Source organism: Microbacterium sp. MMO-10, assembly GCF_037148715.1.
Taxonomy (GTDB): Bacteria; Actinomycetota; Actinomycetes; order Actinomycetales; family Microbacteriaceae; genus Microbacterium.
The window spans coordinates 832,813-846,389 of record NZ_JBBCSV010000002.1 but is presented as its reverse complement, the minus strand read 5'-3'; the positions used below and the strand labels follow the sequence as shown (position 1 = coordinate 846,389).

Here is a 13,577-nt window from a genome sequence, read left to right as displayed (position 1 = left end):
AACGGGCTCAGCGCTTGTGCTCGCCCGGGCCCTCGCCGTTGCGGCGGAAGAATCGCTCGAAGGCCTGCGCGATGGCCTCGCCGGACGCATCCGGTGAATCCCAGGTGTCGCGCTTGGCCTCGAGCTGCGCGATGTAGGCGGCCATCTCCTCGTCCTCGGCTGCGGCCGCGTCGATCGTGGCCTCCCACATGGCCGCCTCGGTGGCGAGCGTGCCCCGGGGCACGTCCACTCCGGTCACCTCGTGCAGCCGGTCCAGCAGCGCGAGCGTGGCCTTGGGCGAGGCGCTGCCGGTCTGCACGTAGTGCGGGACGTTGGCCCACAGCGAGAGCGCAGGAATGCCGGCCTGCTCCGCCGCATGGTCGAGCGCGGAGAGGATGCCGATCGGGCCCTCGTAGGTCGAGCGCTCGATGCCGAGCGCGTCACGGACCTCGGCGTTCTCGCTCGAGGCGAAGATCGAGATCGGGCGCGTGTGCGGCACGTCGGAGAGCATCGCGCCGAGGGTGACGAAGCCCGTGATGTCCTCGCTCAGCGCCGCGTCGATGAACTCGGCGCTGAACGCCTGCCAGGCGCGGGCGGGCTCGGTTCCGGTGAGCAGCCAGAGGCGCGGCTCGCCATCGCCGGCGGTGCCGGTCGGACGCTGCATCCGGGCCGAAGGCCAGCGCAGGCTGCGATTGCCGTCCTGGTCGCGCTCGAGCGTCGGGCGAGCCCACTGGTAGTCGAAGTACAGCTCGGGGTCCACGGCGTGCACGAGATCGAACGTGCCGTCGTCGATCTGCTCGGCCGCTGCCGACGCGGCCTCGCCCGCGTCGTTCCAGCCGTCGAAGGCGGCGACGAGGATCCGGGATCCGAGTACCTGCACGGTGCTCCTTCCTGCGGCGGCCGGTGCCGCGTGTTCCGTCCAGGCTAGTCCCGCAGCCGGGCGCGAGGCGGCACGCCGGTACGATGGGGGAGTGAATCAGCATCCTCGCGCGGTCCTCTGGGACATGGACGGAACCCTTGTCGACACCGAGCCGTACTGGATGGACGCGGAGACCGACCTCATCGAGTCGTTCGGCGGCACCTGGTCCCACGAGCAGGCGCTCCAGCTCGTCGGCAACGGTCTGATCGACAGCGCGATCATCCTCCAGGGCGCCGGGGTGAAGATGGGCGCCCAGGAGATCGTGGACGAGCTCACCGAGCGCGTGCGCGTGCGTCTGCAGCAGGACGGCGTGCCGTTCCGGCCCGGCGCGAGGGAGCTGCTGCGCGAGCTCCGTGCGGCGGGCGTCCCCACGGCGCTCGTCACCATGTCCCTGCGCCGGATGGCCGAGGACATCGTCTCGCTCATCGGCTTCGATGCCTTCGACGTGGTCGTGGGCGGCGACGACGTCGAGCGGCCCAAGCCCTTCCCGGATCCGTATCTGCAGGCGGCGGATGCGCTCGGCATCGACATCGCGGATGCCGTCGCGCTGGAGGACTCGCCCACCGGACTGCAGTCGGCCCTCTCCGCGCGCGCCGTGGCGATCGGCGTCCCGCACATCGTGGAGCTGGACGGTCTCGGCGCCGATGCCCTCTGGAAGACGCTCTCGGGTCGCGGCGTCGACGACGTCGCCGCGGAGTTCGCGCGAGCGCGCTCCATCCGAACGGAGGCATCGCTGTGACCGCGCAGCGGCCGAGCGGCCCGTTCCGCGAGGGCGACCGGGTTCAGCTGACCGGTCCCAAGGGGCGGATGCACACCATCACCCTGCGCGAGGACGGCGAGCTGCACACGCACCACGGGGTGCTGCGTCACCGTGATCTCATCGGGCTGCCCGACGGGTCCGTGGTGGAGAACAGCTCGGGCAACGAGTATCTGGCCCTGCGTCCGCTGCTGCGCGACTTCGTCATGTCGATGCCGCGCGGTGCCGCCATCGTGTATCCGAAGGATGCGGCGCAGATCGTGACCCAGGCCGATGTCTTCCCCGGTGCGACGGTGGTCGAGGCGGGCGTCGGATCCGGCGCGCTGTCCCTGTCGCTGCTGCGTGCCATCGGCCCGAGCGGCCGCCTGGTCTCCTTCGAGCGGAGGGACGACTTCGCCGAGGTCGCGAGCGCCAACGTGGAGACGTTCCTCGGTGAGCTCCCCGAGTCCTGGCGGATCGTCGTGGGCGACCTGCAGGAGCAGCTTCCCGGCGAGTTCGCGTCCGGCACGGTCGATCGGGTGGTGCTGGACATGCTCGCGCCGTGGGAGTGCATCGACGCCGTCGCCGAGGCTCTGGCGCCCGGCGGCGTCGTGCTCTGCTACGTCGCGACGGCCACGCAGCTCTCCCGGGTCGCGGAGTACGTCCGCGGGACGGGCCTGTTCACCGAGCCCGAGGCGTCGGAGACCATGGTGCGGGGCTGGCACGTCGAGGGACTCGCCGTGCGTCCGGACCATCGGATGGTGGCGCACACGGGTTTCCTGATCACCGCGCGACGGCTCGCTCCGGGGGCGATCCCGCCCGATGTGAAGCGCCGCGCGGCGAAGAAGCCCAGCTACGGCGACGAGGACGTGGAGCTGTGGACCCCGGGTGCCGTGGGCGACCGCGAGATCACCGACAAGAACCTCCGCAAGCGCGTCCGCGAGGCCCAGCGGGCCGCCGGAGGCGCCCGTCTCGCCGCCGCGGGCGACGCGGGTGCGGAAGAGGCCGAGGACGGGGATCCGTCCGCATAGACTGGAGCGCGTGCGTAAGACTGCCGCTGCTCTGATCACCCTCGGCCTCGCCGCCCTCGCGCTGGCCGGCTGCTCCGCCGGACCCTCGTTCGCGGGGCAGGCCTGCTCGTCGAAGGCGACCTCGTCCGTGCTCACCAACTCCGTGACGGTGAAGGGGGACTTCGGAAAGGCCCCCGAGGTGAGCTTCGCGACGCCGACGAAGGTGCAGAAGTCGAGCGTCGACGATCTGATCACCGGAACCGGATCCGCGATCACGGAGAAGAACCAGCCGATCGTCATCGACGTCGCCCTGTACGACGCGAAGACGGGGCAGTCTCTCGGCAGCACCAGCTTCGACGGCTCGACCCAGGTCGCCGACATCAACACGTGGGACGGTCAGCTCAAGACGATCGGCGATGCGCTGGGCTGCGCGACCGCGGGCTCCCGCCTGCTGGTCGGCTTCCCCGCGGGCACGGTCGCCGAGGGCGGAGCGGTCGCGGTGGTCGATGTGCAGAAGGTGTTCCTCCCGCACGCCGAGGGATCGCTGGTGTACAACGACGCGCTCGGGCTTCCGACGGTCGTTCGCGCGCCCGACGGGCGCCCCGGCATCATCATCCCCGACGCGAAGAAGCCCGCCAAGCAGGTCACGCAGACCCTCATCCGCGGCACCGGTGCGAAGGTGACCAAGGACGACGTCCTGCGGGTGCAGCTGACGAGCGTGGACTGGGACACCCGGAAGGTGCTCAAGTCGACGTGGGACGCGCAGTCCGTGGCCATCTCGGCGACCGGGCTGGAGGGCCAGACCGTCGGATCCCAGGTGCTCCTGGTGATCCCGCCCGCTGACGCGAACCAGAGCACCGGCGCGGACGGCAACGGCACCCAGGCGATCGTCGTGGACATCCTCGGCGTCGACACCTCCGCATCCTTGTCCTCGGGGCAGTAGATGGCGGCACGGATCCCCGCGGAGGAGCGCCTGACGAACCTCGTCGTGGCGCTCATGGCGACGGAGATCGGCCTGACGAAGCAGCAGATCCTGGCGTCGGTCTCCGGCTACCGGCAGCGCTCGGAGGGCAGGGCCGACGCGCTGGACAAGATGTTCGAGCGCGACAAGGACGAGCTGCGCGCCCTCGGCATCCCTATCGAGACGCTCGGCGACCACGCGGACCCGAACGATCTCCGCGAGGCCCGATATCGCATTCCGAAGGCGGAATACGACCTTCCGGTCGACATCGAGTTCACCCCTGCGGAGCTCGCGGTGCTGCGTCTGGCCGGGAGCGTCTGGAGCGAGGAGTCGCTGTCCGCCGATGCGCAGGCCGGCGTGCGGAAGATCCGCGCGCTGGGCATCGACGTGGATGAGCCCATCATCGGATTCGCGCCGCGCATCACAGCGCGCGATGCCGCTTTCGCGCCGCTGCAGGGCGCGATCGAGCGCAGTGTCGCCGTCTCCTTCGACTATCTGAAGCCGGGGGAGGAGTCGCCTCGCCGGCGCCGCGTGCAGCCGCTCGCCCTCGTCGAGTACGAGGCGCGCTGGCACGTGTTCGGACGCGACATCGACGCCGACGGCGATCGGATGTTCCTGCTGACCCGCATCGTGGGTGACGTGACGGTCAGCGCGGACACGTTCCCCGCGGAGCTGCGCGAGGGGGCGGGCGAGCGGGCGCTGTCGAGCCTGGGCGCCGTCGCCGCGGCGCATTCGGCGCTGCTCGAGCTCACTCCGGGCACCGAAGCGGCTCTGCGCCTCGGACGGCGCGCCGAACCCGCCGTGCAGGGGATCCGGGTGCCCTACGTCGACCTGCACATCCTGGCGGACGAGCTCGCCTCCTACGGTCCGGAGGTGCGCGTGGTCGAACCCGAGGAGCTCCGCGACGCGGTCGTCGCTCGTCTGCGTGCCGCCGCGGCGACGCACATCGACACGAAGGGCGGCGCGTGATGGCACAGCGCAAGCCGTTGCTGAGCTCCGACCGGGTGCGCGCGTATCTGACGCTCGTGCCGTATCTGCTCGAGCGCGGCGAGGTCTCCCTCGCCGAGGCCGCGGCGGAGTTCGACATGTCCGAGGCGCAGATGCGGGCGATGGTCGAGAAGCTCACGGTCATCGGCCTTCCCGGCGACGAGGGCTACTGGCAGGCGCCGCAGGAGCTCTTCGACATCAACTGGGACCTCCTCGACGAGCAGGGGATCATCGAGATCACCAACGACGTGGGGCTGCGCCGGGTGCCCAAGTTCACCGCCCGCGAGGCGGCGGCCCTCGTCGCGGGGCTCCAGCTGGCATCGGCCGTGCCGGGTGTCGCCTCCTCGGCGGTCGTGCAGGGACTCATCGCCAAGCTCTCGCGCGGTGCGGCGGGTCTTCCGGCCGAGGTCATCGTCGCGCCGGGACCGGTCGACGCGGTCCGCACCGTCGTCGCCACCGCGCTCAAGGAGCACGTCGCCGTCGCGTTCACCTATCGAGCCCCGGACTCCGCGCCCACGACCAGGACGGTCGACCCGGTCACGGTGCTCATCACGAACGGGCAGTGGTATCTGCAGGGCTGGTGCCACCTCCGGCGCGCGATGCGCACCTTCCATCTCGATCGCGTGAGCGAGCCGCGTCTCACCGACATCCCGATCACCCACGGCGACGAACCCGTTCCCGAGCTGTTCGCCGGTGACGGGGACAGCGACAAGGCGGTGATCCGCTTCCCGGCGCGCCTGGCGCCGCTGCTGCGCGATTACCTGCGTCGCGCTGACGCGGTGGTCGAAGGCGATACGATGACGGCGACCCTGCATGTCGGCGACCCCCTCAGCCTCAAGAGACTGGCGGCCCGCTTCGGCGGCGCGGTCGAGATCCTCGAGCCGTCCGGCGCACGCTGCGCGGCCAGGGAATGGGCCACGGCGGCTCTTGCGCTGTACCCCGAACAAACCACCCCGCAGTCACGGTAGACTGTGCGGAACACCCGAACCATCAAGGGAGATCATCATGTTCGCCGGACTCAACGGATGGCATCTGGTCATCATCCTCGCCGTCATCCTGCTGTTGTTCGGCGCGGCGAAGCTTCCTGCGCTCGCGAAGAGCATGGGCCAGTCCGCCCGTGTCTTCAAGGGCGAGATGAAGGCCATGAAGGACGAGGACGCGGCCAGCGACGCCGCAGCCGCCGCGCCGCAGGCGCCGGCGACCACCGCGCTGCCGACGCCCGTTCAGAACGCCTCTGCTGACACCACCGCCGTCACCCCGCCGCACGACGCCGGTACTCAGCGCTGACAGGCGTGACCGACGTGTCACCCGCGACGAAGGGCCGCAAGCCGCGTCGCGATAGCACCATGCCCCTCGCGGGGCATCTGATCGAGTTGCGCCGACGGCTCGTCATCGCCGCCGGCGCACTCGTGCTCGGCATGGTGATCGCGTTCTTCATCACGGATCCGATCCTGCACTTCGTGACCGGCCCCATCCGGCAGGTCGCAGAGGAGCGCGGCAAGGACCTCGTCGGGTTCACGTTCTCCTCGGTGACGGCGCCGTTCGACCTCCGCATGCGGATGGCGTTCTCGATCGGCATCTTCCTCTCCGCGCCGGTCTGGCTGTGGCAGATCTGGGCCTTCATCATGCCGGGTCTGACGAAGAAGGAGATCCGCTACACGATCGGTTTCGTCGCGTCCGCGGTGCCGCTCTTCTTCGCCGGGTGCTACGTCGGCGTGCTCGTGATGCCGCACATCATCGAGCTGATGGCGGGGTTCACGCCCGAGGGCGCCCAGAACCTCTACAACGCGCAGGACTACTACGACTTCGTGTTCAAGCTGATGATCGTCATCGGCGTCTCGTTCATCATCCCCGTCTTCCTCGTGGCGCTGAACTTCGCCGGGATCATGTCGGGACGGGCGATCCTGAAAGCCTGGCGGATCGCGATCCTCATCGCGTGCCTGTTCGCGGCGCTCGCGACCCCGGCGGCGGATGTGGTCAGCATGCTCATGCTGGCCGGAATCCTGATCGTGCTCTACTTCGCCGCGGCCTGCCTCTCGCTGCTCTTCGACCGGCGCAAGCACAAGCGCCAGCAGGAGTTCCTCGAGGAGCCCACGGTATGACGTCGCCGGCGGACCGATACGCCTCCGCCCGCGCCGCTCAGGACCATCCCGCGACCGCTGCCTTCGCGGCCATGCAGCGCTTCCAGCTGGATCCCTTCCAGATCGAGGGCTGTCATGCGCTGGAGCGCGGCAGCAGCGTGCTCGTCGCCGCGCCCACGGGGGCGGGCAAGACGATCGTCGGGGAGTTCGCGATCCATCTGGCGATGTCGACGCCGTCCGACAAGGCGTTCTACACGACGCCCATGAAGGCGCTGTCGAACCAGAAGTTCCGCGAGCTCGTCGACGTGTACGGCGCGGATCAGGTGGGGCTGCTCACCGGCGACGTCAACATCAACGGTTCCGCGCGCATCGTGGTGATGACCACCGAGGTGCTGCGCAACATGATCTACGCGGACTCGCGCGCTCTCGACGACCTCCGCTACGTGATCATGGACGAGGTGCACTACCTCGCCGACCGGTTCCGGGGCGCGGTCTGGGAAGAGGTCATCATCCACCTCCCGCGGAGCGTGCGACTCGTGGCCCTGAGCGCCACGGTCTCCAACGCCGAGGAGTTCGGAGACTGGCTCGACACGGTCCGCGGCGGCACCGAGGTCATCGTCTCCGAGACCCGGCCGGTGCCGTTGGAGCAGCACGTGCTCGTGCGCGACGACTTGCTGCCGCTGTTCGACGATCGCGCGGGCATCGCCACGGCCCAGGTCAATCAGGAGCTGCTGCGGATCCGCTCCTTCGGCGGCGCCAACTACGAGCGCAACCGCGACGCCCAGCAGTACCGGAGCGCGCGCCATGCGGGCGCGCAGGGCCGGCGGCCGCAGCGGGGCGGCAGACGTCCCGTGCGCTCGGCGAACGTGCGCCGCATCGAGCGGCTCGACCGGCCGCAGGTCGTGGATCTGCTCGATCGCGCCAACCTCCTCCCCGCCATCTTCTTCATCTTCAGCCGCGTGGGCTGCGACTCCGCCGTCACGCAGGTGCGCCGTTCCGGCCTGCGGCTGACGACCGCGGAGGAGCGGCATGAGATCCGTGCCATCGTCGAGGACCGCGTGCGCACGCTGCGCGACGAGGACCTCGCGGTGCTCGGGTACTGGGAATGGCTCGACAACCTCGAGCGGGGAGTGGCGGCGCACCACGCCGGGCTGCTTCCGGCGTTCAAGGAGATCGTCGAGGAGCTCTTCCAGCAGCGTCTGCTCAAGGTCGTGTTCGCCACGGAGACCCTGGCGCTCGGGATCAACATGCCGGCGCGCACCGTCGTGCTGGAGCGCATGGAGAAGTTCAACGGCGAGGCGCGGGTCGCGATCACCTCCGGCGAGTACACCCAGCTGACCGGTCGCGCGGGCCGGCGGGGGATCGACGTCGAGGGACACGCGGTCGTGCAGTGGACGGAGGGGATGGATCCGCAGGCGGTCGCCGCCCTCGCCTCCCGGCGCACCTACCCGCTGAACTCGAGCTTCCGCCCCACCTACAACATGGCGGTCAACCTGCTCGACCGGTTCGGGCGGGACAGGTCCCGCGAGGTGCTGGAATCGTCCTTCGCCCAGTTCCAGGCGGACCGCGCAGTCGTGGGGCTCGCCCGCAACGTGCGCGAGGCCGAGACATCGCTCGCGGGTTACCTCTCTTCCATGACCTGCGATCGCGGCGACTTCGCGGAGTACTCCGGCATCCGTCGCGAGCTCAGCGATCTGGAGAAGAAGAACCGCGCCGACCAGCAGGCGCCGCGTGCCGTGCGCGAGAAGCGTCTGCGGCAGATCGAGGGCCTCCGCCGCGCGATGCAGCGGCACGCGTGCCACCGCTGCCCGGACCGCGAGATGCACGCGCGCTGGGCGGAGCGCTACTGGAAGCTCAAGCGCGAGACCGACCGCATCCGCAGGCAGATCGAGAATCGCACCGGCACGGTCGCGCGCGTGTTCGATCGTGTCCTCGACGTGCTCGCCGAGGTGGGATACGTGGAGGGGCGCGGCGACGCCCTGACCCTCACGGACGCCGGGCGCACGATGCAGCGGATCTACGGCGAACGCGACCTCCTCGTGGCGGAGTCGCTGCGGCGAGGCCTCTGGGACGGCCTGGACGCGCCGTCGCTCGCGGCGATGGCCTGCGCCCTCGTCTACGAGCCGCGGCGCGACGACGGCTCCGTCGATCCGCGCGATCTGCCGCGCGGACGATTCCGCATCGCGTGGGAGCGCACGCAGGAGCTGTGGGCCGAGCTCGACGATCTCGAGCATGAGCACCGGCTGCCCGGATCCGACCGCCCCTCCGCAGGCCTCGCCGGGGCGATGCACTCCTGGGCCCGGGGAAGCTCGCTCGACGCGGTGCTGGAGGACGCCGACATGGCCGCCGGCGACTTCGTGCGCTGGGCGAAGCAGACCATCGATCTGCTGGATCAGCTGTCCATCGTCGCGCCGAACGCCGAGACGGCCCGCACCGCACGGACCGCTCTCGACGGCGTGCGCCGCGGCATCGTCGCCTACTCCTCGATGTGACCGGCGACCGCACCCGCATGACCGATCGCTCCGTTCCGCTGCGCGCCGTCCGCACCGCGCCTGTCCTGCCGCTCTGGGCCGCACTGATCTCGGCCGCCGCGGCGGGCGGACTGCTGACCCTGGCATTCCCCGCGATCTCGCTCTGGTTCGCCGCGTTCCCCGCCGTCGGTCTGCTGCTGGTCTCGCTCATCGGCCGCCGCGCGTGGTCGGCGCTGCTGGTGGGCCTCGTCTACGGTGCGGTGTTCTTCCTCATCCTGGTGTCGTGGACCGCGAGGTATCTGGGGCCGATCCCATGGCTCGCCCTCGCCCTGCTGGAGGCCGCTCTGACCGCTGCGGCGCTGGTGCCGATCACGTTGGCCTATCGCTGGATCCCGAGGCTGCCGCTGCCGTCGTACGCCCGCACGGCGCTGCTCGCGGTGACCGTGGCCGCGCTCTGGATCGGTCGGGAGCTCTTCGTCGGGAACTGGCCGTACGGCGGTTTCCCCTGGGCGCGGATCGCGTACACCCTCGCCGACACGGCCGCTGCTCGAGTGAGCAGCTGGATCGGCATCAGTGGACTGGGGTTCCTCATGGTGCTGCTGGTCGCTCTCGTCGTGGAGCTCGCGCGTGCGGGCTCTCGGCCGCGTGCGCTCGGCTTCGTCGCGCCGGTCGTCCTCGGGATCGTCCTCGTGGTGCTGCCGGCGTTCCCCACCACGGCGAACGGCTCGATGCGCATCGGCGCCGTGCAGGGGAACGGCCCGACCGGGTACTTCGACCAGCGTGAGCCGCTGTCGGTGCTGAACGCCCAGACCGAGGCGACGGCACCGCTCTACGGCAAGGGCATGGACCTGCTGGTGTGGCCCGAGGGCGGGCTGGACGGAGACCCGTTCCAGTACCCCGAGCTCGCGGCCGGACTCGACGAGGTCGCCGCCCGCGTGGGCGCCCCCGTCCTGGCGAACGCAGCCACGCAGAAGGGCGAGCTGTTCTACAACACCTCGTTCCTGTGGCCTCAGGGACCCCACCCCCCGCTCGCGCGCGAGGATGTCCAGACGCATGCGAAACGGCACCCGGTGCCGTTCGGCGAGTACGTGCCCGACCGCGGGTTCTTCAATGCGATCGTGCCCGATCTGATCGGTCTCATCGGCCGGGAGTACACGCCGGGCAGCGATGCACCCGTCGTGCGCGTCGGGAGCACGCCGGTGGGCCTCGCGATCTGCTTCGACGTCATCTACGACGAGTTGATCGCCGAGGGCATCCAGGGGGGCGCGCAGGTACTGGTGTTCCAGACGAACAACGCGGACTTCCGCGGCACGGTCGAGAACCTGCAACAGCTCGCCATCGCCCGCATGCGGGCGGTCGAGACGGGTCGCTCGGTCGTGAACATCTCGACGGTGGGAACCAGCCAGGTCATCCGCGCCGACGGATCCACGCAGGCATCGCTGAACGAGGATCGCCCCGGTGCGCTGCTCGAAGACGTCGAACTGCGCACCGGGGCGACGGCGGGTGTCGTGCTCGGGCCCTGGATCGAACAGGTCCTGCTCTGGGGCGGACTGCTCGTCGTCGTGGTCGCCGGCATCGGGAGCCGGCGGCGGGACAGGACTTAGGCGCCGATCCGCTCGCGGGTGGGATCCTCACCCGCGCCGCGGCGGGCGCGGATGAAGGCGAGGCGCTCCTCCAGGAGCTCCTCGAGCTCGGCACGGGTGCGGCGCTCCAGCAGCATGTCCCAGTGGGTGCGGCCGCCCTTGTCGCCGTTGTCCTCGACCTCGACGGACTTGCCGTCGACCTGCAGGCGTGCCTCTGCGCCGCACGCACGGCACTCCCACGTCGTGGGGGGCTCGGCGTCGGCCGCGAACATCAGGGTCGTCACGTGGCCGCAGGAGTCGCAGGTGTATGCGGTCTGCTGGCGTTCCATGAAGACGACGCCCTCTTCGCTCTGAAGGCTCTGGGCGCCGAGTCGGATTCCTCGAAGGCTGCGATCTGCCATTGTGTGGTCCTCTCGTCGCCCTCAGGTATAGCGGCCCGGGCTGTGCAGAAGATGCGAAGGGAGCAAACCATGAACGCTTTCACAGTCGATACCCAGCCCCGCGCCCGGAGGGCGTGCTGCCTGGCACCGGGTACGCAAGAATGCGGGACCGCGTGTCAGCTCGGACGTAGCGTCCTGATCGCGAGATCGGCGCGATCCGTCACGATGCCGTCGGCGCCGGCGGCGATCAGGGACCGCATCCGCTCCGGGTCGTTGATCGTCCAGATGTGCACTTCAGCCCCCGCATCGTGCACGGCGCGGACGAGGCCCGGGGTGAAGACCCGCAGCGCGCCGAACCTCTCGGGGATCTGCACCGCGTCGAGGCCGCGCAGGATCCGCCGGGACCACCGGGTCGCCCCTGCCGTCGAAGCGAGGCGCAACCGGGCGATCGCGGCGCGACCTCCCGAGGAGGCCGGGAGCAGCTCGGCACCCGTCGCACGGACCGCGTCCAGTGCCGCGAGACGGTTGCGATCGTCGAAGCTGGTCAGCAGCACGCGGTGCGCGTCGGCGGCCACAGCGCGTCCGACATCCGCGGCCGCAGCCCGCGCCTTCACGTCCACGTTGAAGCGCAGGGCCGGAAAGGCCTCGAGCGCCTCGCGGAGGGTGAGCAGGCCGCCGTGCGCGGCGAAGAGCGCGGCGAGCTCCTTCGTGGTGACCTCGGCGACCGGGCGCGGATCCCCGAGCAGTCTCTGCAGAGTCTCGTCGTGGAACAGCACCGCATCGCCGTCGGCCGTCGCCCGGCAGTCGGTCTCCACGTACACGGCTCCGGCCGCATCCGCGGCGGCGAGCGCCAGGGCGGAGTTGTCGAACACAGACGAGTCCTCGCCCACCAGACCGCGGTGAGCGAGGACTCGGGGCACGGGTGCGCCCTGGAAATAGGGGTGTGTCACGCGAAGCCGTCGGAGGCCGGGGGCACGGCGGCGGACGCGGCGGCCCGCGTCGTCGGGACGGCGGGAGAGGCCGGGGTGAACGGCGTGGATCCGCCCGATCCCGGCGTGAACGCCCCGCCGAAGTTCTTCAGAGCCTCCGTGAACTCGCTGGGGATGATCCACAGCTTGCTCGACGCGCTCTCGCTGATCTTCGGGAGCATCTGCAGGTACTGGTAGGCGAGCAGCTTGTCGTCGGGCTGCCCCTGGTGGATGGCGTTGAAGACGTTCTGGATCGCCTCGGCCTCACCCTCGGCGCGCAGCACCGCGGCCTGCTTCTCGCCCTCGGCGCGCAGGATGTCCGCCTGCCGCTGACCCTCGGCCTCGAGGATCTGAGACTGCTTCGTGCCCTCCGCGGTGAGGATCGCGGCGCGACGATCGCGCTCGGCGCGCATCTGCTTCTCCATCGAGTCCTGGATCGAGACGGGCGGGTCGATGGCCTTGAGCTCGACCCGGCCGACGCGGATTCCCCACTTCCCGGTGGCCTCGTCGAGCACGATGCGCAGCTGGCCGTTGATGTTGTCGCGGCTGGTCAGCGCCTCCTCGAGGTTCAGACCGCCGACGACGTTGCGCAGCGTGGTGGTGGTGAGCTGCTCGACGGCGCCGAGGTAGTTCGCGATCTCGTAGGTCGCGGCCCGCGCATCGGTCACCTGGAAGTAGACGACGGTGTCGATGGAGACCACGAGGTTGTCCTCGGTGATCACCGGCTGCGGCGGGAAGGAGACGACCTGCTCGCGCATGTCGATGAGCGGGCGCAGGCGGTCGATGAACGGCACCAGCAGGTTCAGACCCGGCATGAGGGTCTTGTGGTACCTGCCGAGGCGTTCGACGACGCCGGCCGTGGCCTGCGGGATGATCCTGACCGATCGCGCGATGGTCACCAGCACGAAGATGATGACGGCGATCGCCAGGATCCAGCCGATGGCGGTGGGGATGAAGGATGCGCTGTCCATGAAGGGCTGCTCCTGTTTCTCCTAGTCGTGGGCGGAACGGACGTATGCGGTGGCGCCCTCGATCCGCTCGACCCGCACCGGTGCGCCGGGGGAGAGGGGAGCGAGCACGGGCGAGTCGGACGCGAGTCGCGCGGTCCACGTGTCGCCGTTGCTGAGCTTGACCTGCCCCATGAGGGAGGTCACCTCCAGCAGCACCGTGCCGTGCAGGCCGATCAGCGCATCCACATTGGAACGGGTCTGATCCTCGCCGCGATGCAGGCGGCGCAGCAGCGGCGGGCGGAGCAGGAAGATGAGCAGCACCGCGGCGAGGGCCGCGATGATCACCTGCACCCACACGGGCCAGCCCGTGAGGGTCGAGAGCAGGCCGACGGCCGAGCCCAGTCCGAGCATGAGGTAGGTCATGTCGAGCGTGAAGATCTCGATGACGAAGAACAGGACCATGAGGACCAGCCAGCCGATCCACGCCCAGTCCTGGAACATCTGCAGGATCGTGTCCATACCGCCCCTTCTTTTTGCCAACCTATCACGGAG

At 70.0% G+C, this 13,577-nt stretch carries 14 protein-coding genes; 9 read left to right on the top strand and 5 right to left on the bottom strand.

The window, feature by feature from the left end; all coding sequences use genetic code 11:
- Positions 1-7 precede the first annotated feature (7 nt).
- Positions 8-859 (bottom strand): PAC2 family protein, encoded by an 852-nt coding sequence (locus tag WFJ17_RS08390; protein ID WP_251439997.1) that lies wholly within the window; start codon positions 857-859, stop codon positions 8-10.
- A 91-nt stretch (positions 860-950) separates the two neighbouring features.
- Here WFJ17_RS08390 and WFJ17_RS08385 point away from each other — a divergent pair, with 91 nt between their 5' ends.
- Genes WFJ17_RS08385 through lnt form a run of 9 tightly spaced genes read left to right on the top strand, consistent with a single transcriptional unit; the run spans position 951 to position 10,748 of the window.
- On the top strand, positions 951-1,637 hold the full coding sequence (locus tag WFJ17_RS08385) for an HAD family hydrolase (RefSeq protein ID WP_336648146.1): 687 nt from the start codon (positions 951-953) through the stop codon (positions 1,635-1,637).
- On the top strand, positions 1,628-2,665 hold the full coding sequence (locus WFJ17_RS08380) for a tRNA (adenine-N1)-methyltransferase (RefSeq protein ID WP_374208764.1): 1,038 nt from the start codon (positions 1,628-1,630) through the stop codon (positions 2,663-2,665). Before WFJ17_RS08385 ends, WFJ17_RS08380 begins: the two co-directional genes overlap by 10 nt.
- A 10-nt stretch (positions 2,666-2,675) precedes the next feature.
- Entirely contained in the window at positions 2,676-3,587 is a 912-nt protein-coding gene (locus tag WFJ17_RS08375; protein ID WP_336648145.1) for an FKBP-type peptidyl-prolyl cis-trans isomerase, read from the top strand.
- Entirely contained in the window at positions 3,588-4,574 is a 987-nt protein-coding gene (locus tag WFJ17_RS08370; protein WP_336648144.1) for a helix-turn-helix transcriptional regulator, read from the top strand. It abuts the gene before it with no gap.
- Positions 4,574-5,560, top strand: a complete 987-nt coding sequence (locus WFJ17_RS08365; RefSeq protein WP_251439972.1) for a helix-turn-helix transcriptional regulator — start codon at positions 4,574-4,576, stop codon at positions 5,558-5,560. The genes WFJ17_RS08370 and WFJ17_RS08365 overlap by 1 nt, the downstream gene beginning before the upstream one ends.
- A 37-nt stretch (positions 5,561-5,597) precedes the next feature.
- A complete protein-coding gene (tatA, locus tag WFJ17_RS08360) occupies positions 5,598-5,879 on the top strand; it encodes a Sec-independent protein translocase subunit TatA (RefSeq protein WP_292887033.1) in 282 nt (93 codons plus the stop codon).
- A gap of 59 nt (positions 5,880-5,938) precedes the next feature.
- Positions 5,939-6,694, top strand: coding sequence for a twin-arginine translocase subunit TatC (tatC, locus tag WFJ17_RS08355; protein WP_336648193.1), 756 nt, complete (start codon positions 5,939-5,941; stop codon positions 6,692-6,694).
- Entirely contained in the window at positions 6,691-9,165 is a 2,475-nt protein-coding gene (locus WFJ17_RS08350; RefSeq protein ID WP_292887036.1) for a DEAD/DEAH box helicase, read from the top strand. The genes tatC and WFJ17_RS08350 overlap by 4 nt, the downstream gene beginning before the upstream one ends.
- A gap of 17 nt (positions 9,166-9,182) precedes the next feature.
- Complete coding sequence (lnt, locus tag WFJ17_RS08345) at positions 9,183-10,748, top strand: apolipoprotein N-acyltransferase (RefSeq protein ID WP_336648143.1); 1,566 nt, start codon at positions 9,183-9,185, stop codon at positions 10,746-10,748.
- On the opposite strand, the gene WFJ17_RS08340 is transcribed toward lnt, so the two are convergent.
- The 4 genes from WFJ17_RS08340 to WFJ17_RS08325 all read right to left on the bottom strand — a co-directional run bounded on the left by WFJ17_RS08340 (position 10,745) and on the right by WFJ17_RS08325 (position 13,544).
- Positions 10,745-11,128: an RNA polymerase-binding protein RbpA gene (locus WFJ17_RS08340; protein ID WP_251439945.1), complete on the bottom strand. Its 384-nt coding sequence runs from the start codon at positions 11,126-11,128 to the stop codon at positions 10,745-10,747. The genes lnt and WFJ17_RS08340 overlap by 4 nt on opposite strands.
- A 155-nt stretch (positions 11,129-11,283) precedes the next feature.
- The gene (locus tag WFJ17_RS08335; protein WP_336648142.1) at positions 11,284-12,057 is read right to left on the bottom strand and encodes a glycerophosphodiester phosphodiesterase family protein; all 774 of its coding nucleotides are present in this window, start codon (positions 12,055-12,057) and stop codon (positions 11,284-11,286) included.
- A complete protein-coding gene (locus tag WFJ17_RS08330) occupies positions 12,054-13,046 on the bottom strand; it encodes an SPFH domain-containing protein (RefSeq protein WP_336648141.1) in 993 nt (330 codons plus the stop codon). Before WFJ17_RS08330 ends, WFJ17_RS08335 begins: the two co-directional genes overlap by 4 nt.
- Before the next feature lie 21 nt (positions 13,047-13,067).
- Positions 13,068-13,544, bottom strand: a complete 477-nt coding sequence (locus tag WFJ17_RS08325) for an NfeD family protein (RefSeq protein ID WP_336648140.1) — start codon at positions 13,542-13,544, stop codon at positions 13,068-13,070.
- Positions 13,545-13,577 lie beyond the last annotated feature (33 nt).